The organism is Pseudomonas sp. 5Vm1k, assembly GCF_056161485.1.
Genome location: NZ_JBSPCZ010000004.1, coordinates 1 through 21,870 on the forward strand (window position 1 = coordinate 1; position 21,870 = coordinate 21,870).

Consider the following 21,870-nt stretch of genomic DNA (forward strand, 5'->3'; position numbering starts at 1 on the left):
GCTTCGATGAACTGAAGCAACCTGCTGCCGAAACCTGCGTAACTCTTTGTTTACCAAGGAGTTTTCCGTTTCGACTGCGCCGGAAGTGGGGCGAATTATAGACTTCCAGAATCTGCCGTCAACACCTAATTTCACAATTCTGTCATATAGGTCAGAAACGCCCCGAAAACGCGAAGGCCGGCTCCAAGGAGCCGGCCTTCTTCCCTTCTACTTACAAGCTCGGGAATGCGAACTGCGAAGCTTCATGGCTCGCCCGTTGCGGCCAACGCTGGGTGATGGCCTTGCGACGGGTGTAGAAACGCACGCCATCCGGACCATATGCATGCAAGTCGCCGAACAGCGAACGCTTCCAGCCGCCAAAGCTGTGATAAGCCACCGGCACCGGCAACGGCACGTTGACCCCAACCATGCCGACTTCGATCTCATCGCAGAACAACCGCGCCGCTTCCCCGTCACGGGTGAAGATGCAGGTGCCGTTGCCATACTCGTGATCGTTGATCAGTTGCATCGCCTCTTCCAGGCTATTGACCCGAACGACGCACAGCACCGGCCCGAAGATCTCTTCTTTATAGATGCGCATTTCAGGCGTGACGTTATCGAACAGGCAGCCACCCAGGAAGAAGCCTTCCTCATGACCCGCCACACTCAAACCACGGCCATCCACCACCAAGGTTGCGCCAGAAGAAACTCCGTCTTCTATATAGCCACTGACTTTATCGCGAGCCTGACCGGAAACCAGCGGCCCCATGTCCAGGCCACACGATGTACCGGCACCGATTTTCAGTGCCTTGATTTGCGGTACCAACTTGGCCACCAGCGCATCAGCCACCTGGTCGCCAACACACACGGCCACCGAGATCGCCATGCAACGCTCGCCGCAAGAACCATACGCCGCGCCCATCAGTGCACTGACCGCGTTATCCAGATCCGCATCCGGCATCAGCACCGCATGGTTCTTCGCGCCGCCCAGTGCCTGGACACGTTTACCGCGCTTGGTGCCTTCGGCGTAGATGTATTCGGCAATCGGCGTCGAACCGACAAAGCTCAGCGCTTTGACTTCCGGCGCTTCAATCAGTGCATCCACCGCAGCCTTATCGCCGTGAACCACACTCAGCACGCCTTTAGGCAGACCAGCCTCGATCAACAACTGAGCGATCAGCAGCGTAGAACTCGGGTCACGCTCGGAAGGCTTGAGGATGAAGCAGTTGCCACAGACGATCGCCAGCGGATACATCCATAGCGGAACCATGGCCGGGAAGTTGAACGGAGTGATACCCGCCACCACACCCAATGGCTGGAAGTCCGACCACGCATCAATGTTCGGCCCAACGTTACGGCTGTACTCGCCCTTGAGGATTTCCGGCGCCGCGCACGCGAACTCGACGTTCTCGATCCCGCGCTTCAGCTCACCGGCCGCATCTTCCAAAGTCTTGCCGTGCTCTTCGCTGATCAACTGAGCGATGCGCGCTTCGTTCTGCTCCAGCAATTGCTTGAAGCGGAACATCACCTGTGCACGTTTGGCCGGCGGCGTGTTGCGCCAGGCCGGAAACGCAGCCTTGGCGGCATCGATGGCTTTCTGAATGGTTTCGCGGCTGGCCAATGGCAGCTTGTGGATGGCCTTGCCGGTCGACGGGTTGAACACGTCAGCCGTGCGACCGTCTTCGGTCACCAGTTCGCCATTGATCAAATGCGGGATAAGGCTCATTCGGTACTCCTGAATTTTTGTTCACCGGCGCCCATCAAGGGGCGCCCGCTTAGCTTTTGTAGAAGCAGAGCTTGCTCGCGAAGGCGGCCTCAAGGACCCCATCGCAGGCAAGCCTTGCTCCTACAGGTCATGTCGAATCAGTCGATCTTGTTCAGCACTTCGCCGACCGCGTCGAACAGACGATCAAGGTCCTGCGGCTTGCTGTTGAAGGTTGGCCCGAACTGCAGGGTGTCGCCGCCGAAGCGCACGTAGAACCCGGCTTTCCACAGCGCCATGCCGGCTTCGAACGGACGCACAATCGCGTCACCGTCGCGCGGGGCAATCTGGATCGCACCGGCCAAGCCGTAGTTACGGATGTCGATGATGTTCTTCGAGCCTTTCAGACCGTGCAGCGCATTTTCGAAATGCGGCGCGACTTCGGCCACGCTCTGCACCAGGTTTTCCTTTTGCAGCAGGTCGAGTGCTGCCAGGCCTGCGGCGCACGCTACCGGGTGTGCCGAGTAGGTGTAGCCGTGAGGGAATTCCACCGCGTATTCCGGCGTCGCCTGGTTCATGAAGGTGTGATAGATCTCGGAGCTGGCAATCACCGCGCCCATCGGGATCGCGCCGTTGGTGACTTGCTTGGCGATGCACATCAGGTCCGGAGTCACGCCAAAGCTGTCAGCGCCGAACATCGAACCGGTACGCCCGAAACCGGTGATCACTTCGTCGAACACCAGCAGGATGTTGTGCTGATCACAGATGTCGCGCAGACGCTTGAGGTAACCCTCAGGCGGAACCAGCACGCCAGCGGAACCGGCCATTGGTTCCACGAAGACTGCGGCGATGTTCGAAGCATCGTGCAACTCGATCAACTTCAGCAGTTCATCAGCCAGGGCGATACCGCCCTCTTTTGGCATGCCACGTGAGTAAGCATTGCTCGCCAGTAAAGTGTGCGGCAGGTGATCGACATCCATCATCGCCTGACCGAACATTTTGCGGTTGCCGTTCACGCCGCCAAGGCTGGTGCCGGCGATGTTCACACCGTGGTAACCACGGGCGCGGCCAATCATTTTGGTCTTGGTCGCCTGGCCTTTCAGGCGCCAGTAAGCGCGGACCATTTTCACTGCGGTGTCCGCGCACTCGGAACCCGAGTCGGTGAAGAACACGTGATTCAGATTGCCTGGGGTCAGGTCGGTGATTTTCTCAGCCAACTGGAACGACAACGGATGGCCGTACTGGAAGCCCGGCGAGTAATCGAGGGTGCCCAGTTGCTTGGCCACCGCTTCCTGAATTTCCTTGCGCGTGTGCCCGGCGCCACAGGTCCACAGACCCGAGAGCGAATCGTAGACCTTGCGGCCCTTGTCGTCTGTCAACCAACTGCCTTCGGCGGCAACGATCAGTCGTGGATCGCGCTGGAAATTTCGGTTGGCGGTGTAGGGCATCCAGTGCGCATCGAGCTTGAGCTGGCTGGCCAGGGAAGACGGGGCGTTTTCGGGCAAGTTCATGATTAAAACCTCGCAGGGCAATAAGCGGCGTAGAGATCAAAAGCGTTCTTGCAGCTAAATTGCCACGGGGATAAAGTTGGTGAAATCCAACTCTTGTAACGTTCAGTCATACCCTCACTAAACTTTTGGTATCCAAAGCATGAGCACTCGCCGCCCCGATCCGCTGGCACAAGTCAGCGACTTTGATATCCGCCTGCTGCGGATCTTCCGTAGCGTGGTGGAATGCGGCGGCTTCTCTGCAGCGGAATCGGTATTGGGCATTGGCCGATCGGCCATCAGTCAGCAAATGAGCGACCTGGAACAACGCCTCGGCCTGCGTCTTTGCCAACGGGGGCGCGCCGGTTTTTCCCTGACCGAAGAGGGCCGCGAGGTATATCACTCGGCATTGCAGCTATTAAGTGCGCTGGAAAGTTTCCGCACCGAGGTCAACGGCCTGCACCAACACTTGCGCGGCGAGCTGACCATTGGCCTGACCGACAACCTGGTCACCCTGCCCCACATGCGCATTACCCATGCGTTGGCGCAATTGAAGGAACGCGGGCCGGACGTGCAGATCCAGATCCGCATGATCGCGCCCAATGAAGTCGAACAAGGGGTACTCGACGGTCGCTTGCACGTTGGCGTGGTGCCGCAGGCCAGCGCATTGTCCGGCCTGGAATATCAACCGCTCTACAGCGAACGTTCGCTGCTGTATTGCGCGGTGGGCCACCCGTTGTTTTACGTCGACGACAAGCAACTGGACGATGAACGCCTGAACAGCCAGGACGCCATCGCCCCGACCTTTCGCCTCCCCGCCGAGATCCAGGCGCATTACCAGGCCCTTAACTGCACAGCCAGCGCCTCCGACCGCGAAGGCATGGCGTTCCTGATTCTGACCGGACGCTACATCGGTTACTTGCCGGACCATTACGCCAGCCTCTGGGTCCAGCAAGGACGACTACGCGCCCTAAAACCCACCGTGCGCTTTTATGACTTGAGCCTCGCCTCGGTCACGCGCAAGGGCCGCCGCCCCCATTTGGTGCTGGAAAGCTTTCTGGAAAGCCTGGCGGCCACCCGCTGAAAACACGAACCCCGTAGGAGCGAAGCTTGCTCGCGAAGGCGTCAGATCAGCCAACATCAATGTTGAATGTCAAGCCGCCTTCGCGAGCAAGCTTCGCACCTGCAAGGGGAGGTTTTATCGTGTCGGGTCTTGTCTGAAACCTGTGGGTGCGCTATCAACGCACTGGTTGCACCCACAGACTATTTCGGAAGTGCCTATGACCTTTGAAGTCCCCGCCCACGGCGGCAAACCTGCCAGCCGCATTCGTCAGAAGAACGAAGAGACGATCCTCAAAGCCGCCGAAGATGAATTCGCCCGACACGGGTTCAAAGGCACCAGCATGAACACCATTGCCCAGAATGCCGGGTTGCCGAAAGCGAACCTGCATTACTACTTCACCAACAAACTTGGGTTGTACGTGGCGGTGCTGAGCAACATCATCGAATTGTGGGACAGCACGTTCAACACCCTGACGGCCGAGGACGATCCTGCCGAGGCGCTGACCCGCTACATCCGCGCCAAAATGGAATTCTCCCGACGCCAGCCGCAAGCCTCGCGGATTTTCGCCATGGAAGTGATCAGCGGCGGCGAGTGTTTGACCGAGTATTTCAACCAGGATTATCGCGCCTGGTTCCAGGGCCGGGCCGCGGTGTTCCAGGCGTGGATCGACGCCGGCAAGATGGACCCGGTCGACCCGGTGAACCTGATCTTCCTGTTGTGGGGCAGCACCCAGCATTACGCCGACTTCGCCACCCAGATCTGCCGGGTTAGCGGTCGCGCCAAGCTGACCAAGCAAGACATGGAAGATGCCGGTGATAACCTGATCCGCATCATCCTCAAGGGCTGCGGCCTGACACCTGCTATCTAAGTCCTCTATGCCTTTTACCCTCAGCGGTTTTTGCGAGTACCGCGAAGAGATTCGCAAAAGCCGCTTCATCACCTTCGCCGGGCCGATCAGCAGCCCGGCGCAAGCCCAAGCGTTCATTGAGCAACATAGCGACTTGAACGCCTCGCACAATTGCTGGGCCTGGAAGCTTGGCGACCAGTACCGCAGCAACGACGACGGCGAACCCGGCGGCACCGCTGGCCGGCCGATTCTGGCGGCGATCGAAGCGCAGGATTGCGATCAGGTCGCGGTATTGGTGATTCGCTGGTACGGCGGCATTCAACTCGGCACTGGCGGCTTGGCCCGAGCCTATGGCGGCGGTGCGAACAAATGTCTGCAAGGGGCGCCGAAGGTTGAGTTGATCCGCCGGGTGCCGGTGAGTTGTGCGTGTGGGTTTGGTGAGTTGGCGTTGGTGAAGTTGCGGGTGGCGGAGTTGGGTGGGTTGGTGGTGGAAGAATCGTTTACTGCTAACGGCGTGGAGCTGAAATTGGCGATTGGCGAGGCCCAGATCGAAACCCTGCAATTGCAGCTCGCGGATTTGAGTCGCGGGCGGATTTTGTTGCAGCGCTAGAAGATCAAAAGATCGCAGCCTTCGGCAGCTCCAGTGAAATCGCGATCTTCTGTAGGAGCTGCCGAAGGCTGCGATCTTTTGGGGCACTCCCAATTTCGCTGCATCCAACAGTTGCCCACATCAGCTGTGCACCCGGCTGTGGATAACCTGAGCACATCCCTCTGTAACCCTTCTGTCATGCGGCTTTGCGGGCATTGTTCACTTTTCGTCCAAATCGCCATCAAAAACTCTAAATCTACGAAAAAACAAACAGTTAGCTCGGGTTATCACCTTTAGAAGATAGCCGCACAGTGCTTATGCCCGTGCGTTGAGCTTGCGCACAAATACTGTGGAGCAACCTGTGGATAACCCGTTCATGGCTGGCGCAGCCCCATGTCTGGCATAGCTCGCAGCCGGCTGCTCGTTTTTTGATCAAATCCCGTTGGGCAAAACCGGAGCCTGATCAACGGCTTCGCCCTCAAGTGGTGCTTGATTCAGATACGAAACAGTTCCGGGCGCCTCTGCAACTCCCTGAACGGCATGGATTTAGAGAAATCCTGACTCAATGGCCAGAAAATTGCTTTATCCACAGGCATAACTTCAATCGACCCGAGCCAGTCATGCCCAACCCCGTGCCGATCCCCGATCCTATCCCCAATAAAACGCCACGCCTGCAACTGCGCAACATCAGTAAACGCTACCCCGGTTGCCTGGCCAACGATGCCATCGACCTGAGCATTGCTCCCGGTGAAATCCATGCCCTGCTCGGTGAAAACGGCGCGGGCAAAAGTACGCTGATGAAGATCATCTACGGCGTTACCCATGCCGATTCCGGGGAAGTGATCTGGCAGGGGCAACGTGTTGCCATGCGAAATCCGGCCCAGGCGCGGGGGCTTGGGATCGGCATGGTGTTCCAGCATTTTTCGTTGTTCGAAACCCTGAGCGTGGCGCAGAACATTGCGTTGGCCATGGGCACGGCGGCCGGGACGCCGAAACAGCTTGAACCGAAAATTCGAGAAGTGTCCCAGCGCTACGGCATGGCGCTGGAGCCGGAACGACTTGTCCACAGCCTCTCAATCGGCGAACGGCAACGGGTGGAAATCATTCGCTGCCTGATGCAGGACATCCGCCTGCTGATTCTCGATGAACCGACCTCGGTGCTGACGCCGCAAGAGGCCGACGAATTGTTCGTCACCTTGCGCCGACTGGCCGCCGAAGGCTGCAGCATTCTTTTTATCAGCCACAAACTCGGTGAAGTCCGGGCGCTGTGCCATAGCGCGACGGTGCTGCGCGGCGGTCGGGTGGCCGGGCATTGCGTGCCGGCCGAGTGCTCGGATCAGCAACTGGCGCGGTTGATGGTCGGTGAAGCGGCCGAGTTGATCACCGACTACCCGAAGGTCATCGGCGGTGAAGCATTCTTGAGCGTGAATGGATTGTCCTGGCACAACCCGGACCCATTCGGGTGCTCGCTCAAAGATATCAACCTGCAAGTGAGCAGCGGTGAAATCGTCGGCATCGCCGGGGTCGCGGGCAACGGCCAGGATGAGTTGCTGGCGTTACTTAGCGGCGAGGAACGGCTGAACCGCAACGAAGCGCAAACCATAAGTTTCGCCGGCCAGGCAGTCGCCCATTTGCGCCCCGATGCACGGCGCAAGCTCGGATTGGCTTTCGTGCCCGCCGAACGTTTGGGTCATGGCGCGGTGCCGGAGTTGAGCCTGGCGGATAACGCGCTGCTCACCGCATTCCAACAAGGGCTCGTAAGCCAAGGGCTGATCCAGCGCGGCAAGGTCGAAGCGCTGGCCGAAGAGATCATTCGCCGTTTCGGCGTGAAGACGCCCGATACCCAAACGGCGGCCCGCAGCCTGTCCGGCGGCAACCTGCAGAAATTCATCCTCGGCCGGGAAATTCTCCAGCAGCCGAAATTGCTGGTGGCCGCGCACCCGACCTGGGGCGTGGACGTCGGCGCCGCCGCGACTATTCACCGCGCGCTGATTGCCTTGCGCGATGCCGGCGCGGCGATCCTGGTGATCTCTGAAGACCTCGATGAACTGTTCCAGATTGGCGATCGGCTCGGCGCCTTGTGCAGCGGTCGACTGTCGCCGCTCCGGGCAACCGTCGATACAAGACTGACCGACGTCGGCGGCTGGATGGCCGGTCAGTTCGATGCATCTCAATCACCCGAATCTGCAACGGTTTAACGGAGTTTTTTCATGCTGCTTTCTCTCGAACCCCGTGGCCAGCAATCGCGCCTGATGTTGTGGTGCTCGCCGTTGCTGGCTGCAGCACTGACCTTGGGCTGTGGCTCATTGCTGTTTATCGCGCTGGGTCATGACCCGTTGCTGACGTTGCACACGCTGCTGATCGCACCGATCAGCGACTTGTATGGCGTCTCCGAACTGCTGGTCAAAGCCCTGCCGATTCTGCTGTGCGCGTTGGGCCTGGCCGTGGCCTATCAGGCAAGAATCTGGAACATCGGCGCCGAGGGTCAACTGCTGCTCGGCGCCCTGGCCGGCAGTGCATTGGCGGTGAATATCATCGACGTGCAAAGTCGCTGGGCGCTGGTGTTTATCCTGCTCACCGGCACCCTCGCCGGCGCGGCGTGGGCCGGGGTCACGGCGTGGCTGCGCACGCGCTTCAACGCCAATGAAATCCTCACCAGCATCATGCTCAATTACATCGCCCTCAATCTGTTGCTGTTCTGTGTGCACGGGCCCTTGAAGGACCCGGCCGGGTTCAATTTCCCGGAGTCGGCAATGTTTGGTGATGCCAGCCGTTTGCCGTTGTTGATGGAGGACGGTCGCGTGCACGCCGGGGTGTATTTCGCCCTGCTCGCGTTGGTCGCGGTGTGGGTGTTGTTGCAGAAAAGCTTTGTCGGCTTCCAGATCAAAGTACTTGGCCTCGACAAGCGCGCGGCGGGGTTTGTTGGTTTTCGCGAGAAGCGACTGATCTGGCTGGCGCTGTTGATCAGCGGCGGTTTGGCGGGGTTGGCAGGCGTCTGCGAAGTCACCGGGCCGATCGGTCAATTGGTGCCGCAAGTCTCGCCGGGTTACGGCTATGCGGCGATCACCGTGGCGTTTCTCGGACGGCTGAATCCCATCGGCATTCTGTTTTCCAGCCTGTTGATGGCGCTGCTGTACATCGGCGGCGAGAGCGCGCAGATGAGCATGAACCTGCCGCAAGCGATCACCCAATTGTTCCAGGGGATGATGCTGTTTTTCCTGCTGGCCAGTGACGTGCTGATTCTCTACCGACCGCGTTTGAACGTGCGCTGGGGCCGTCGCGCGCCAGTCACCGCCGTACCCGCAGGAGCGCTGTGATGGATATCGATCTGCTGAGCAATATTTTCTACGCCATGGTCCGTTGCGGTACGCCGTTGCTGCTGGTGGCGCTGGGCGAACTGATCTGCGAGAAAAGCGGCGTCCTCAATCTGGGCCAGGAAGGCATGATGCTGTTTGGCGCGGTGATCGGTTTTATCGTCGCGCTGAACAGCGGCAACCTGTGGCTCGGCGTGTTGCTGGCGATGTTGGCCGGGATGCTGTTGTCATCGTTGTTTGCCTTGGTGGCGCTGGTGTTCAACGCCAATCAAGTGGCCACGGGGTTGGCCCTGACGATTTTCGGTGTGGGCTTGTCGACCTTTGTTGGCGCGGCGTGGGTCGGTAAACCGCTGGCGGGTTTTGAGCCGGTGGCGATCCCGTATTTGAGCGAGATTCCGCTGATCGGACGGATGCTGTTTGCCCAGGACCTGCTGGTGTATTTGTCGTTCGTGCTGTTTGCGCTGGTGGCGTGGGTGATTCTGAAAAGCCGCGTCGGGTTGATCATTCAAGCCGTCGGGGAAAACCCGGATGCCGCCAGTGCCATGGGCCTGCCGGTATTGGCCGTGCGCACGCTGGCGGTGTTGTTTGGCGGAGCGATGGCCGGGTTGGCTGGCGCGTATTTGTCGTTGGCGTATACGCCGATGTGGGCCGAAAACATGAGCGCCGGACGGGGCTGGATTGCCTTGGCGCTGGTGGTGTTTGCCAGTTGGCGGGTGTGGCGATTGCTGCTCGGCGCGTACTTGTTCGGGCTCGCCAGCATCCTGCATTTGGTGGCACAAGGGCTGGGGCTGGCGATTCCGTCTAGCCTGCTGGCGATGCTGCCGTATGTCGCGACCATTGTGGTTTTGGTGCTGCTGTCCCGGGATGCGCTGCGCACACGGTTGTATGCGCCGGTGTCGTTGGGGCAGCCGTGGCAGGGCGGGCATTAGCGGCTTGCAGGCCCGGCCTCTTCGCGAGCAAGCCCGCTCCCACATTTGATCGGGTTCACACAACTCCCTGTGGGAGCGGGCTTGCTCGCGAAAGCTGCCGCACCGGCAACACCTGAACCACGCCCCACGCTAACTCAAAGAACAAAAAAATCACCAGCAACGAACTGGCGCCGTGGACCAACGCATAGAGCTGCCACGCCGCAAACAGGAATCGACCAACTGCGTCATACCGCCCAAACACCCGCTGCGGATCCCGAATCCGCAACACCGCCCAAACACACACAATCGACCCCAACAGATTCGCCATCAGCATATGCATCGACTCAAACGCCGGCAGCTCACCGGGCAGGTTCAACGCCTGGCTCAAACCCGACAGCAATCCATGCAAAGCGGCAAAACTCCACGGCGTGGCAAACGCCGCCGTCACGATCAAGTCATACCAGGCACTGCCGCGCACCAGTCGGCGATATTGCGTTGAAGTCCACATCGGCGCTGCTCCATAAATTCAGGGAGCAACAAGGCTAAAGCCTGGAGTATGCTCCAGGGTCAAGCCCCTTTGAGACGTCAAGATGCGCATCGGTGAATTAGCCCAGGCCAGCGCCGTCAGCCGCGACACGCTGCGCTTCTACGAGCAGCGCGGGTTGATCGCGGCGCAACGCAGCGCCAACGGTTATCGCGATTATCCGGCGGACATGGTGCAACTGGTGCTGTACATCAAGACCGCTCAACGACTGGGCTTTACCCTCGGCGAAATCGGTAATAGCGTTGCCGCGTTGTGGCAGTCACCCAACCCGGACAGCGCCGTCACGCAACTGCTGCAAGACAAGCTCAAACTGATCGAAACCCGAATGGAAGAACTCGGCGCGCTGCGTCACGAGTTGCAGCAACGGCTCGGTCAGCGTTGTCCATTGAATCCGTGATCCTCATTTATCAAGGAAGCCACTCATGTCCACGGCAAAAACCGCACTCATCATCGGCGCCTCCCGGGGCCTGGGCCTCGGCCTGGTGAAAACCCTGCTGGCCGACGGCTGGCAAGTCACCGCCACCGTGCGCAACCCGCAGAATGCCGAGGCGCTGCAAGCGTTGGGCAGGGTACGGATCGAAAAACTCGACATGGATGATCAGCAAGCCGTCATTGCTTTGAGCCAGCAACTGAAAGGCGAAGTGTTTGACCTGCTGTTCGTGAATGCCGGGGTCAAAGGGCCAGACGTCCAGACACCGGGTGGCGCGACGCTGGCCGAAGTCGGGCAACTGTTTTTCACCAACGCCGTGGCGCCGATCAACCTGGCTCAGCGTTTCGTCGGGCAGATTCGTGATGGCAGCGGCGTGCTGGCGTTCATGAGTTCGGTGCTGGGCAGCGTGACCATGCCCGACGCGCCGGAATTGGCGTTGTACAAGGCCAGCAAAGCGGCGCTGAACTCCATGACCAACAGCTTTGTGACGCAACTGGGCGAGCAGAAGCTCACCGTTCTGTCGTTGCATCCGGGCTGGGTGAAGACTGACATGGGTGGTGACGGCGCTGACATCGACGTGGAAACCAGTACCCGTGGGCTGGTTGATCAGGTAAACGCGTACACCGGCAAGGGCGGGCATCATTTTGTGAACTACAAGGGTGAGACCATTCCCTGGTAAACGCTGTAGATCCAATGTGGGAGCGGGCTTGCTCGCGAATGCGGTATGTCATTCAATATTGATGGCGACTGATACGCCGTCTTCGCGAGCAAGCCCGCTCCCACAGGGGGCCGTATTCCACAGATGGGTTTGCGTCGTCCTGTCGGACGAAGCTTGCCCGCAACGCCGTTTTGTTTGAAACTTCGCACCTCGCCCCCGCGGCGACCCTGGATCAGCAGACAGGGTAATCACTGAGCTGGCTAACCTGAACCCACTTTCAGAGGAGCCGGCCAACATGCCTGCGACCCGTACCTGGTTAAAAAACCCCCTCGCTATTTTCACTGCCAATGGCCTCGATGCCCGTGGCGGCCTGGTGCTGCAAGACGGTTTGATCGTCGAAGTGCTCGCCGCCGGTCAGCAACCGTCCGCGCCCTGTGGACAAGTGTTCGATGCTCGCGAGCATGTGATCCTGCCCGGCCTGATAAACACTCATCACCATTTCTACCAAACCCTGACCCGCGCCTGGGCGCCAGTGGTCAATCAGCCGTTGTTTCCGTGGCTAAAAACCCTCTACCCGGTTTGGGCGCGCCTCACCCCGGAAAAACTCGCCCTCGCCACCAAAGTCGCATTAGCCGAGTTGCTGTTGTCCGGTTGCACCACTGCCGCCGATCACCATTACCTGTTTCCCGAAGGCCTGGAAAATGCGATCGACGTACAAGTCGAAAGCGTTCGCGAACTGGGCATGCGTGCCATGCTCACGCGCGGCTCCATGAGCCTCGGTGAAAAGGACGGTGGCCTGCCGCCGCAGCAAACCGTGCAAGAAGGTGAGGTGATTCTCGCCGACAGCCAGCGCTTGATTGCCGAGTACCACGAGCGTGGCGATGGTGCACAAATCCAGATCGCCCTGGCGCCGTGCTCGCCGTTCTCGGTAACCCCGGAAATCATGTCCGCCAGCGCCGAACTGGCGAACAAACTCGACGTGCGCCTGCACACCCACCTGGCCGAAACCCTCGACGAAGAAGACTTTTGCCTGCAACGCTTCGGCCTGCGCACAGTGGATTATCTGGACAGCGTCGGTTGGCTCGGCCCGCGCACCTGGCTGGCCCACGGCATCCATTTCAACCCGGACGAAATCGCCCGCCTCGGCGCGGCCGGCACCGGCATTTGCCATTGCCCGAGCTCGAACATGCGCCTGGCGTCCGGCATCTGCCCGACGCTGGATTTGACTGCGGCGGGCGCGTTGCTGGGTCTGGGTGTGGACGGTTCGGCGTCCAACGATGCGTCGAACATGATGCTCGAAACCCGTCAGGCGCTGTACATCCAGCGGCTGCGGTATGGCGCCGAGAAGATCACCCCGGAATTGGTTCTGGGCTGGGCGACCAAGGGTTCGGCGAGTTTGCTGGGGCGTACTGATATTGGTGAACTGGCGGTGGGCAAGCAGGCGGATCTGGCGTTGTTCAAGCTGGATGAGCTGCGGTTCTCCGGCAGCCATGATCCGGTGTCGGCGTTGCTGCTGTGCGGGGCGGATCGGGCGGATCGGGTAATGGTCGGCGGCAAATGGCGAGTGATTGACGGGCAGGTTGAAGGGCTGGATCTGAAAGGGTTGATTGCAGATCACAGCCAGGCGGCTCGGCAGTTGATTGCTGGCGTCTGATAGGACGCCTTCGCGGGCAAGCCTCGCTCCTACAGGGATAGCGCCGTTTCCATGCTTGGCGCAAACCCTGTAGGAGCGAGGCTTGCCCGCGAAGCTCTTAAAGCCCCAGCAGCGACAACATAATGAACGTCGCAAACAACACAAAATGCGTCATGCCCTCAATGGCATTGGTTTCCCCGTCATTGAGGTTGATCGCACTGACAATCAACGTCAGAAAAATCATCACCGTCTGCACCGGCGTCATCGCCATCTGGAACGGTTGGCCGGTATAGAGCGCCATCGCTTCCATCACCGGCACGGTCAGGATAACGGTCGACAACGACGCGCCCATGGCGATGTTCACCACCGACTGCATACGGTTGGCCAGCGCCGCGCGCAACGCGGTCAAAATCTCCGGCGCCGCCGAAATCGCTGCCACCAGGATCGCCGTGATCACCGGCGGTGCGCCCGTCCCTTCCAGGCCCAGATCGAGGGTTTTAGACATTACTTCGGCCAAGGCGCCGATCACCACCACGCCAAACACCAGCGTCGCGACACTTAGCGTTACGTTGACCGGTTCCGGTTGTTCTTCCGGGACTTTCTTGCGGCGTTTTTCCGGGTAGCTGTAGCTGAAAAAGTAACTGTGCGGCCCGACCTGCATGCGCAGGAACAAGGTGTAAAGCACGACCATCGCGCCGATGGTGAACCCCGAATACACCTTCCAGTTAGCCGCGGGAATGAACTCCGGCACCACCATCGAAACGCCCATGGCAGTGAGGATCATCACGCTGTAGCTGCGCGCCGAGTCGTCGTTGTAGGACTGCTCGCCATGCTTGATCCCACCCATCAACGCGGCCAGGCCGAGGATGCCGTTGATGTCGAGCATCACCGCCGAGTAAATCGTGTCGCGCACCAGAGTCGGCGAGGCTTCGTTGCTCATCATGATCGCCAGGATCACCACCTCCACCAGCACGGCGGCCAGGGTCAGGATCATCGTGCCATAGGGGTCGCCGACTTTTTCAGCGAGCAATTCAGCGTGATGAGCCACGCGCATCGACGCGGCGACGATGAATGCGATCAGCACCAGGCCGGCGGCCAGGGCAATGGGCTGGCCGTTGTGCAGCATCCACGGCTCCAGCGGGTACGCGACGACGGCGGCAATCAGGGCCAGCAACAGAAACTTTTCTTGCTTGAGGAGTGTGAGCATTGCGGGCCTTTTGCACAGTGGCGCGAAATCAGAGTGATGAGCTACTGACTGCGGGGCGGCGCTAACGTTTCGTTACACCTTAGCGCACCAGTGGATGGCAGCCGTATTGAGCCATGCACTTTTATTGGCCTTGCGGGCCTCTTCGCGGGCAAGCCCGCTCCCACAGGGGACCGAGATCAAATGTGGGAGCGGGCTTGCTCGCGAAGGCTTCACCGCGGTTTCGAATTCATTGTTGTCCTGTTGGTCAGTAATTTGCATTGACCTCGCCAACCTCAAAACAAAATGGAGTTCGAGTTCATGCATAAACGTCCGTTGAAGAAGCTGCTGTGCGCCGTTGCCGCGGCCATCGGTCTGAGCGCCAGCCTGACCGCCAGCGCCGCCGACCCGCTGAAAGTCGGCTTCGTCTATATCGGCCCGATCGGTGACCACGGCTGGACGTATCAGCATGAACAGGGACGCAAGGCGCTGGCCGAAAAATTCGGTTCGCAGATCACCACCAATTACGTGGAGAACGTTGCCGAAGGCGCCGATGCCGAGCGGGTGATCCGCAACATGGCCAAGGACAACTACGACCTGATCTTCACCACCTCCTTCGGCTACATGAACCCGACCCTGAAAGTCGCCAAGCAATTTCCCAAGGTGACCTTCGAGCACGCCACCGGCTACAAGCAGGACAAGAACCTCGGCACCTACCTGGCGCGCAGCTATGAAGGGCGTTATGTGGGCGGTTTCCTCGCGGCGAAGATGACCAAGACCAAGAAGGTCGGCTATGTCGCTTCGTTCCCGATCCCGGAAGTGATCCGTGACATCGACGCCATCCAGCTGGCCTTGAACAAGTACAACCCTGGCACCGAGATCAAGGTGGTGTGGGTCAACTCATGGTTCGACCCGGGCAAGGAAGCCGATGCCGCCAACGCGTTGATCGACCAGGGTGCCGACGTCATCTTCCAGCACACCGACAGCCCGGCGCCGATCCAGGCCGCCGAACGACGCGGCGTATATGCCGTGGGCTACGCTTCGGACATGGCGCACTTCGGGCCGAAAGCCGTGCTGACCTCCATCGTCAATAACTGGGCTCCGCACTACATCCAGGCTACGCAAGGCGTGATCGACCACACCTGGAAATCCCAGGACTATTGGGGCGGTCTGAAGGAAGGCACGATTGAACTGCCGATCAGCGACCTGGTGCCGGCACCGGTGAAAGCCGAAGCCGAGCAGATCATTGCCGACATCAAGAGCGGCGCGCTGCATCCGTTTACCGGACCTATCAAGGATCAGGCCGGTGCCGTGAAAATCCCGGCGGGCGTTAGCGCGACGAATGCGGAACTGGCGTCGATGAATTACTACGTTGAAGGCATGAAGGCCGAGATTCCGAAGTAACTCCTGCGCCACACACCATCCACTGTGGGAGCGGGCTTGCTCGCGAAAGCGGTGTGTCAGCCACATAAAGTTTGACTGACGCTCCCTCTTCGCGAGCAAGCCCGCTCCCACATTAAATCTTCAGCGTTTTTGAGGACTGCGCATGAATCAACTCCCGATCATCGACATCGCCCCGCTCTACAGCACCGACGCACACGCCTGGCAATCCATCGCCACGCAAATCGACCACGCCTGTCGCGACTGGGGCTTTTTCTATATCAAGGGTCACCCGATCAGCGCCGCCCGCATCGAGGCGGTGCTCGACCACGCCCAACGCTTCTTCGCCCTGCCCGCTGCCGAAAAGCTCAAGATCGACATCACCCAAACGCCACATCACCGCGGCTATGGCGCCATCGCCACCGAGCAACTCGACCCGAGCAAACCCAGCGACCTGAAAGAAACCTTCGACATGGGGCTGCACCTGCCGGCCGATCACCCGGACGTGCTGGCAAAAAAACCGCTGCGCGGCCCCAACCGCCATCCATCGATGTCTGGCTGGGAAATGCTGATGGAACAGCATTACATCGACATGCAAGCCCTCGCCCAAACCCTGCTGCGGGCCATGACTCTGGCACTCGGCATCGACCGCGACTTTTTCGACACTCGCTTCAAAGAACCCGTCAGCGTACTGCGGATGATTCATTACCCACCGCGCCACACCGCCAGTTCCGAAGAACAGCAAGGCGCCGGCGCCCACACCGATTACGGTTGCATCACGCTGTTGTATCAAGACACCGCCGGCGGCCTGCAAGTACGCAACGTCAAAGGCGAATGGATCGACGCACCGCCCATCGACGGCACGTTTGTCGTCAACCTCGGCGACATGATGGCGCGCTGGAGCAACGACCGTTACCTGTCGACGCCACACCGTGTCATCAGTCCGTTGGGTGTGGATCGCTACTCGATGCCGTTCTTCGCCGAACCGCACCCGGACACGCCTATCGAATGCCTGCCCGGTTGCCAGGACGCCGAGCACCCCGCGAAATATCCCGCGACCACCTGCGCCGAATTCCTGCTGTCACGCTTCGCCGATACCTACGCCTATCGACGGGAACCGGTAGCGGTTTGATCAACCGTCTGGTCAGGTTTTACCAATTGTTGCAGCGAGCATCTGTAGAATGCCGTCATTGCACCTGATGAGAATTCGAACATGTACGACTGGCTGAACGCCCTGCCCAAGGCAGAACTGCACTTGCACCTGGAAGGCTCGCTGGAGCCTGAGCTGCTGTTTGCCTTGGCCGAGCGCAACAAAATCGCACTGCCGTGGGACGACGTGGAAACCCTGCGCAAGGCTTACGCCTTCAACAACCTGCAAGAGTTTCTCGACCTGTACTACAAAGGCGCGGACGTTTTACGCACCTCGCAGGATTTCTACGACCTGACCTGGGCCTACCTGTTGCGTTGCAAGGCGCAGAACGTGATTCACACCGAACCGTTCTTCGACCCGCAAACCCACACCGACCGTGGCGTGCCGTTCGAAGTGGTGCTCAACGGCATCGCGGCCGCGCTCAAGGATGGCGAGCAGCAACTGGGCATCACCAGCGGTTTGATCCTGAGCTTCCTGCGCCATTTGAGCGAAGACGAAGCGCAGAAAACCCTCGACCAGGCGCTGCCGTTCCGCGATGCGTTTGTGGCTGTCGGCCTGGACAGTTCGGAGATGGGTCACCCGCCGAGCAAGTTCCAGCGCGTGTTTGATCGTGCCCGCCACGAAGGCTTCCTGACCGTCGCCCACGCCGGTGAAGAAGGCCCACCGGAGTACATCTGGGAAGCCATCGACCTGCTGAAAATCCAGCGCATCGACCATGGCGTGCGCGCCATCGAAGACGAGCGCCTGATGCAGCGGATCATCGACGAGCAGATCCCGTTGACTGTGTGTCCGTTGTCGAACACCAAACTCTGCGTGTTCGATCACATGTCCCAGCACAACATCCTCGACATGCTGGAGCGTGGCGTGAAAGTCACGGTGAACTCCGATGACCCAGCGTACTTCGGCGGCTACGTCACCGAGAACTTCCATGCGCTGTATACCGACTTGGGCATGACCCAGGATCAGGCCAAGCGCCTGGCGCAGAACAGTCTGGATGCACGGTTGGTGAAACCGTAAGCCTCACCGCAAAACCACTGTGGGAGCGAGCCTGCTCGCGAAGAGGGCGTGTCAGTCGAGATTTATGCCACTGACACACCGCTTTCGCGAGCAGGCTCGCTCCCACATTTTTTAGATCGGTGTTGCTTCAGTTAACTCTTCAAGCGTCTTGCCCCGCGTCTCCATCCCGAACAACCACACCACCCCCGCCGCAATCGCAAAGCACATCGCCCCCAAGGCGAACACCCCGCCCTGCCCGGTTATCGGAAACACCAACCCGGTCACCAACGGCCCGAGCAACGAACCGACGCGCCCGATCGCCGAGGCAAACCCCGAGCCCGTAGCCCGCGCCGAAGTCGGGTACAGCTCTGGCGTGTAGGTGTAGAGCACCGCCCACATGCCGAACAGGAAGAATTGCATCAGCAGGCCCGAGGTGATCAACAGGCCAACGTTGCCGCCAAACACCGCACTCTGGCCATAAAGAAACGCCATCACCCCGCCACCCAGCAGCGTCACGATGCACACCGGTTTACGCCCCCAGCGCTCCACCAGCCAGGCAGCCATGAGAAAGCCGGGAATCCCTCCAAGGGAAATCAGTACCGTGTAATACACCGACTGGGTCACGGCAAAACCCGACTGTTGCAGCAAGGCACTGAGCCATGAGGTCAAGCCATAGAAACCGAGCAAGGCGAAGAACCACACGCTCCAGATCATCATCGTGCGCTGGCGATACAGCGGCGACCAGATCTGCCGCAACGCGGAAAAGAAGTGGCCCGGTGTACTCGCCACGCGCGGCAAGCGCATCGGCAGCGGTAAATCCGCACGCCCCAGCGACGTTCGGACCCGCGCTTCAATGCTCAGCAACACCTTGTCCGCCGCCTCATGCCGCCCGGCCTGTTCCAGCCAGCGCGGTGACTCGGGAATGAAGAAGCGAATCGCCAGGACAAACACCGCCGGCACCGCCAACACCAGAAAGATGTCGCGCCAGCCGACCACTGGCAGCAGGAAATACGAGAGCACCCCGGCCGCGACGAAACCGAGTGGCCAGAACCCGTCCATCAACGCGATATAACGTCCACGTTTTTTCGCCGGAATCAGCTCCGAAAGCATCGACTGCGCGATGGGAAACTCCATGCCCATGCCGATCCCCAGCAGGACGCGAAACAACGTCAGGGTTTCCACGTTCTGCGCCGTGGAACACAAATAACTGGCGAGGCCCCACAACACGATGCTCCACTGGAACACCGGTTTGCGCCCGAAGCGATCGGCCAACATGCCGGACAACGACGCGCCCAGCACCATGCCGAAGAAACTCGAACTGGCCAGCAATCCGGCCTGTGCGCTGCTCAGACCGAACTCGGTTTTGATCGAGCCGAGCAGGAAAGTCATCATCGCCAAGTCCATGGAGTCAAAGAAAAACGCCAGGGCAATGATGATGAAAATGATGCGGTGATAGCCGCTGATGGGCAGCCGTTCCAAGCGTTCTGCTGCGCTGAATCCTTGTAATGCCATGCCACATCCCCCCATCCGAAAGTCCCCGGATCGAGTGTGCGCGATAGCGGCTGGGGGTTATTGCTGGATGCGACCTACCCGCAACCGTGAACGACGCCCGAGGCCTCAGACGTCGACCCCGAAGCGTCTACAACGCCATCTCCAGCTCGGTTTCCCTGGCGAAACGATGAACTTCGCGTTGCCCGGTCGTGGTGATCTGCAAGGCCCGGGAATCATTGGGCAGGGTCAACCAGCCGGACTGCATGAACAACTGCAACAACGCCGCCCCCAGTGATCCACCCAAATGCGGACGACGCTCACTCCAGTCAGGGCAGGCGCAGGCGATTTGCGCGTTACGGTGTGCCAGGGCCTGGATGAACACCCCACGGCTGGCCAATTGCTTGGAGCCCTTGTGGGTGACGACGACGCGCTGATCGAACTGCTCGATCCATCCGGCATCCAGCAAACGCTGGTACAGGTCGGCCGACAGCGTGCCGCCCAGATGGTCATCGCAGAGCCGCGCCTGCAACAACGACGACGGCGCAGCCTGGCGCTTGCCCAATAGGTTGCCGCGCTTGATCGTCTCGGGAATCTGCCGTGGCGTGCTGGCCAGGGTGGCGCTGGCCAGCGCCTCTACCGCCGCACCGACTTCGGGGGCCGCCAGGCGGAAGAATCTTTTGCGCCCGCGTTCCTCGACTTTCAATAGACCTCCGGCGGACAAACGCCCCAGGTGTGCACTGGCCGAAGACGGCGACAGCCCGGCCAGCAAGGCCAACTCTTCGGTTTGCCGCGCCGAGCCATCCATCAAGGCCCACATCATTGCGCTGCGCTTGGGGTCAGCCAGCAACGTGGCGATCTGGCTGATGCAAGGTGCATGTTCCATGTATTCACTCCCTGTTGAATCGTTTCGTCTACTGCTCACAGACATCTTGACCAGTAATGTATCGTCGGCCAAGACGAGAAAACCGCCATGAGCCCGGTCACACCACCTGTTCTGTCGAGCAACCCGCGCCGGCTCCCGCAAGGACTACTGGATTGTGAACGCGTCCGGGCCGGTTCGACGGTGCAGGCATGAGGCGGGCGCTAGTATAAGCGGGTTGACCGTCGGTTCCTGCCCTCGGGAGGCCGCGGGTGGTGATAGTTCCTGACAGAAATTTCGCTATTTGCCTGCGACTATTGATCAGTGCCCGGTAACGACGGAAATTGACTACTCAATTTCGCGCATCGGCTGGCGAGCATTTCCCGCAAAAGGTTCACCGGCTTACTCAATTGTGCGCGATGGGCGCACAGCAAATTCAGCGGTGCGCGCTCACACAACAACTCCGGCAACAACACTTTCAAGCGACCGGCCAACACATCGGCGCCGACATCGAGCCAGGACTTATAGGCGATCCCGGCCCCCGCCACGGCCCAAAGTCGCACCACATCGGCGTCATCGCTGAAACGGTCACCGCTGACCGTCAAACCGACTTCACGTTTGCCATCGTGGAAACTCCAGTGATCGTGAACCCGGCTGCCGAGCATGAACAACAGGCAATTGTGCTGCGCCAGTTGCTCCAATTGCCGGGGTTCGCCGTGCCGGGCCAGGTAAGCAGGCGATGCGCAAAGCACGCGACGGTTCTGCGGGGCGATGGGCAGTGCCACCAGGCTGGAGTCCTCCGGTTCGCCGTAACGCAAGGCGATGTCCACCGGTTGACGAAACAGGTCGGCGATGCGATCCCCCAGCAGCAAACGCACAGTCAGTTTCGGATGCTCACGCTGAAACTCGTCCAGCCACGGCAGCAGCAAGTTGCGACCAAAATCCGAAGGTGCCGACAGTTGCAGCACACCGCTGACCTGATCCTGACCGCTGGCCAGCAAACGCCTGCCTTCATCCAGATTGCTCAGGGCCGCCCGGGCATATTCCAGGAAGCCCTCGCCTTCGGCGGTCAGGCGCAGGCTGCGTGTGGAGCGGGCCAGCAGCCGCGCGCCGAGTTGCTGTTCGATACGCTTAAGTGCCGCGCTGGCCACCGCCGCCGACATGTCCATCACCCGCGCCGCCGCCGACAGGCTGCCCAGGTCCGCTGCCCGGACAAACAACTGCAAGTCATCGAAACGCAGCATCTTCAGCCCTGATTATCAAAAAAATATTGAAAGAGACTGCTCTTTTAGCGGGTTTTATCTTGCCGGGAAATAGCCAATCATCTGTCCCATCGAAAATCACTCAGCGTCAGGAGTCGACCATGTCCCAGCCGTTTACCGCTATCGCCACCCTCATCGCCAAACCCGGCCAGCAGGACGCCCTCGAACAGCACCTGCGGGCGCTACTGGAGCCAACCCGCGCCGAGGCTGGTTGCGGTCAATACGATTTGCACCAGGACCTCGCCAACCCATTGGCTTTCTACATGATCGAACAATGGAGTAGCGACTCAGCCCTGCAAGCCCACGACGCCAGCGCCCACATCCAGAACTTCCGTGCCAAGGCAGGCGACTTTCTCGAACACTTCGACCTCAAGCGCCTGCGCACCCTGGCCTGA

20 protein-coding genes are annotated in these 21,870 nt (G+C 59.9%); 13 read left to right on the top strand and 7 right to left on the bottom strand.

The genetic code is table 11. The features are described from left to right. Window positions 1–211: 211 nt before the first annotated feature. Complete coding sequence (locus ACWIKB_RS09230; RefSeq protein ID WP_265042918.1) at window positions 212–1,705, bottom strand: CoA-acylating methylmalonate-semialdehyde dehydrogenase; 1,494 nt, start codon at window positions 1,703–1,705, stop codon at window positions 212–214. A 137-nt stretch (window positions 1,706–1,842) separates the two neighbouring features. Further along, complete coding sequence (gene aptA, locus ACWIKB_RS09235; RefSeq protein ID WP_475266336.1) at window positions 1,843–3,192, bottom strand: omega-aminotransferase AptA; 1,350 nt, start codon at window positions 3,190–3,192, stop codon at window positions 1,843–1,845. Between the two features lie 139 nt (window positions 3,193–3,331). On the opposite strand from aptA, the gene ACWIKB_RS09240 reads away from it, so the two are divergent. The 6 genes from ACWIKB_RS09240 to ACWIKB_RS09265 all read left to right on the top strand — a co-directional run bounded on the left by ACWIKB_RS09240 (window position 3,332) and on the right by ACWIKB_RS09265 (window position 9,910). After that, entirely contained in the window at window positions 3,332–4,252 is a 921-nt protein-coding gene (locus ACWIKB_RS09240; protein WP_054043958.1) for a LysR family transcriptional regulator, read from the top strand. Between the two features lie 196 nt (window positions 4,253–4,448). Beyond that, the gene (locus ACWIKB_RS09245) at window positions 4,449–5,099 is read left to right on the top strand and encodes a TetR/AcrR family transcriptional regulator (protein WP_475266338.1); all 651 of its coding nucleotides are present in this window, start codon (window positions 4,449–4,451) and stop codon (window positions 5,097–5,099) included. Between the two features lie 7 nt (window positions 5,100–5,106). After that, window positions 5,107–5,688 (top strand): IMPACT family protein, encoded by a 582-nt coding sequence (locus ACWIKB_RS09250; RefSeq protein WP_475266339.1) that lies wholly within the window; start codon window positions 5,107–5,109, stop codon window positions 5,686–5,688. 599 nt (window positions 5,689–6,287) lie between these two features. Then, on the top strand, window positions 6,288–7,865 hold the full coding sequence (locus ACWIKB_RS09255; RefSeq protein ID WP_475266340.1) for an ABC transporter ATP-binding protein: 1,578 nt from the start codon (window positions 6,288–6,290) through the stop codon (window positions 7,863–7,865). Between the two features lie 12 nt (window positions 7,866–7,877). Next, a complete protein-coding gene (locus ACWIKB_RS09260; protein WP_475266342.1) occupies window positions 7,878–8,984 on the top strand; it encodes an ABC transporter permease in 1,107 nt (368 codons plus the stop codon). Then, the gene (locus ACWIKB_RS09265; RefSeq protein WP_475266343.1) at window positions 8,984–9,910 is read left to right on the top strand and encodes an ABC transporter permease; all 927 of its coding nucleotides are present in this window, start codon (window positions 8,984–8,986) and stop codon (window positions 9,908–9,910) included. The genes ACWIKB_RS09260 and ACWIKB_RS09265 overlap by 1 nt, the downstream gene beginning before the upstream one ends. A 55-nt stretch (window positions 9,911–9,965) precedes the next feature. Here ACWIKB_RS09265 and ACWIKB_RS09270 read toward each other — a convergent pair whose 3' ends face one another. Further along, window positions 9,966–10,397, bottom strand: coding sequence for a hypothetical protein (locus ACWIKB_RS09270; protein WP_475266344.1), 432 nt, complete (start codon window positions 10,395–10,397; stop codon window positions 9,966–9,968). Window positions 10,398–10,479: 82 nt separating this feature from the next. Here ACWIKB_RS09270 and ACWIKB_RS09275 point away from each other — a divergent pair, with 82 nt between their 5' ends. The 3 genes from ACWIKB_RS09275 to ACWIKB_RS09285 all read left to right on the top strand — a co-directional run bounded on the left by ACWIKB_RS09275 (window position 10,480) and on the right by ACWIKB_RS09285 (window position 13,175). Further along, on the top strand, window positions 10,480–10,830 hold the full coding sequence (locus tag ACWIKB_RS09275) for a MerR family transcriptional regulator (RefSeq protein ID WP_475266345.1): 351 nt from the start codon (window positions 10,480–10,482) through the stop codon (window positions 10,828–10,830). A 25-nt stretch (window positions 10,831–10,855) separates the two neighbouring features. Then, on the top strand, window positions 10,856–11,542 hold the full coding sequence (locus ACWIKB_RS09280; RefSeq protein ID WP_475266346.1) for an SDR family oxidoreductase: 687 nt from the start codon (window positions 10,856–10,858) through the stop codon (window positions 11,540–11,542). Between the two features lie 274 nt (window positions 11,543–11,816). Next, window positions 11,817–13,175, top strand: a complete 1,359-nt coding sequence (locus ACWIKB_RS09285; protein WP_290027863.1) for an 8-oxoguanine deaminase — start codon at window positions 11,817–11,819, stop codon at window positions 13,173–13,175. 97 nt (window positions 13,176–13,272) lie between these two features. On the opposite strand, the gene ACWIKB_RS09290 is transcribed toward ACWIKB_RS09285, so the two are convergent. After that, window positions 13,273–14,361 carry a calcium:cation antiporter gene (locus tag ACWIKB_RS09290; protein ID WP_475266347.1) on the bottom strand — a complete coding sequence of 363 codons (1,089 nt, stop codon included), beginning with the start codon at window positions 14,359–14,361 and terminating at the stop codon, window positions 13,273–13,275. Between the two features lie 297 nt (window positions 14,362–14,658). On the opposite strand from ACWIKB_RS09290, the gene ACWIKB_RS09295 reads away from it, so the two are divergent. The 3 genes from ACWIKB_RS09295 to ACWIKB_RS09305 all read left to right on the top strand — a co-directional run bounded on the left by ACWIKB_RS09295 (window position 14,659) and on the right by ACWIKB_RS09305 (window position 17,884). After that, window positions 14,659–15,741, top strand: a complete 1,083-nt coding sequence (locus ACWIKB_RS09295; RefSeq protein ID WP_475266348.1) for a BMP family ABC transporter substrate-binding protein — start codon at window positions 14,659–14,661, stop codon at window positions 15,739–15,741. 142 nt (window positions 15,742–15,883) lie between these two features. Beyond that, complete coding sequence (locus ACWIKB_RS09300) at window positions 15,884–16,849, top strand: 2-oxoglutarate and iron-dependent oxygenase domain-containing protein (RefSeq protein WP_475266349.1); 966 nt, start codon at window positions 15,884–15,886, stop codon at window positions 16,847–16,849. Between the two features lie 81 nt (window positions 16,850–16,930). Beyond that, window positions 16,931–17,884: an adenosine deaminase gene (locus ACWIKB_RS09305; RefSeq protein WP_054043972.1), complete on the top strand. Its 954-nt coding sequence runs from the start codon at window positions 16,931–16,933 to the stop codon at window positions 17,882–17,884. A gap of 111 nt (window positions 17,885–17,995) precedes the next feature. Here the strand turns inward: ACWIKB_RS09305 and ACWIKB_RS09310 are convergent, their stop codons facing one another. The 3 genes from ACWIKB_RS09310 to ACWIKB_RS09320 all read right to left on the bottom strand — a co-directional run bounded on the left by ACWIKB_RS09310 (window position 17,996) and on the right by ACWIKB_RS09320 (window position 21,457). Further along, on the bottom strand, window positions 17,996–19,375 hold the full coding sequence (locus ACWIKB_RS09310; protein WP_475266350.1) for an MFS transporter: 1,380 nt from the start codon (window positions 19,373–19,375) through the stop codon (window positions 17,996–17,998). A 127-nt stretch (window positions 19,376–19,502) separates the two neighbouring features. Next, on the bottom strand, window positions 19,503–20,237 hold the full coding sequence (locus ACWIKB_RS09315) for an ArsR/SmtB family transcription factor (RefSeq protein WP_475266351.1): 735 nt from the start codon (window positions 20,235–20,237) through the stop codon (window positions 19,503–19,505). A 290-nt stretch (window positions 20,238–20,527) separates the two neighbouring features. Continuing rightward, on the bottom strand, window positions 20,528–21,457 hold the full coding sequence (locus tag ACWIKB_RS09320) for a LysR family transcriptional regulator (protein ID WP_475266352.1): 930 nt from the start codon (window positions 21,455–21,457) through the stop codon (window positions 20,528–20,530). 119 nt (window positions 21,458–21,576) lie between these two features. Here ACWIKB_RS09320 and ACWIKB_RS09325 point away from each other — a divergent pair, with 119 nt between their 5' ends. Beyond that, window positions 21,577–21,870 carry a putative quinol monooxygenase gene (locus tag ACWIKB_RS09325; RefSeq protein ID WP_475266354.1) on the top strand — a complete coding sequence of 98 codons (294 nt, stop codon included), beginning with the start codon at window positions 21,577–21,579 and terminating at the stop codon, window positions 21,868–21,870.

Coding starts and splice junctions, on each gene's coding strand:
- ACWIKB_RS09230 (WP_265042918.1), bottom strand. CDS start 1,705: ATGAGCCTTATCCCGCATTTGATCAATGGCGAACTGGTGACCGAAGAC.
- aptA (WP_475266336.1), bottom strand. CDS start 3,192: ATGAACTTGCCCGAAAACGCCCCGTCTTCCCTGGCCAGCCAGCTCAAG.
- ACWIKB_RS09240 (WP_054043958.1), top strand. CDS start 3,332: ATGAGCACTCGCCGCCCCGATCCGCTGGCACAAGTCAGCGACTTTGAT.
- ACWIKB_RS09245 (WP_475266338.1), top strand. CDS start 4,449: ATGACCTTTGAAGTCCCCGCCCACGGCGGCAAACCTGCCAGCCGCATT.
- ACWIKB_RS09250 (WP_475266339.1), top strand. CDS start 5,107: ATGCCTTTTACCCTCAGCGGTTTTTGCGAGTACCGCGAAGAGATTCGC.
- ACWIKB_RS09255 (WP_475266340.1), top strand. CDS start 6,288: ATGCCCAACCCCGTGCCGATCCCCGATCCTATCCCCAATAAAACGCCA.
- ACWIKB_RS09260 (WP_475266342.1), top strand. CDS start 7,878: ATGCTGCTTTCTCTCGAACCCCGTGGCCAGCAATCGCGCCTGATGTTG.
- ACWIKB_RS09265 (WP_475266343.1), top strand. CDS start 8,984: ATGGATATCGATCTGCTGAGCAATATTTTCTACGCCATGGTCCGTTGC.
- ACWIKB_RS09270 (WP_475266344.1), bottom strand. CDS start 10,397: ATGTGGACTTCAACGCAATATCGCCGACTGGTGCGCGGCAGTGCCTGG.
- ACWIKB_RS09275 (WP_475266345.1), top strand. CDS start 10,480: ATGCGCATCGGTGAATTAGCCCAGGCCAGCGCCGTCAGCCGCGACACG.
- ACWIKB_RS09280 (WP_475266346.1), top strand. CDS start 10,856: ATGTCCACGGCAAAAACCGCACTCATCATCGGCGCCTCCCGGGGCCTG.
- ACWIKB_RS09285 (WP_290027863.1), top strand. CDS start 11,817: ATGCCTGCGACCCGTACCTGGTTAAAAAACCCCCTCGCTATTTTCACT.
- ACWIKB_RS09290 (WP_475266347.1), bottom strand. CDS start 14,361: ATGCTCACACTCCTCAAGCAAGAAAAGTTTCTGTTGCTGGCCCTGATT.
- ACWIKB_RS09295 (WP_475266348.1), top strand. CDS start 14,659: ATGCATAAACGTCCGTTGAAGAAGCTGCTGTGCGCCGTTGCCGCGGCC.
- ACWIKB_RS09300 (WP_475266349.1), top strand. CDS start 15,884: ATGAATCAACTCCCGATCATCGACATCGCCCCGCTCTACAGCACCGAC.
- ACWIKB_RS09305 (WP_054043972.1), top strand. CDS start 16,931: ATGTACGACTGGCTGAACGCCCTGCCCAAGGCAGAACTGCACTTGCAC.
- ACWIKB_RS09310 (WP_475266350.1), bottom strand. CDS start 19,375: ATGGCATTACAAGGATTCAGCGCAGCAGAACGCTTGGAACGGCTGCCC.
- ACWIKB_RS09315 (WP_475266351.1), bottom strand. CDS start 20,237: ATGGAACATGCACCTTGCATCAGCCAGATCGCCACGTTGCTGGCTGAC.
- ACWIKB_RS09320 (WP_475266352.1), bottom strand. CDS start 21,457: ATGCTGCGTTTCGATGACTTGCAGTTGTTTGTCCGGGCAGCGGACCTG.
- ACWIKB_RS09325 (WP_475266354.1), top strand. CDS start 21,577: ATGTCCCAGCCGTTTACCGCTATCGCCACCCTCATCGCCAAACCCGGC.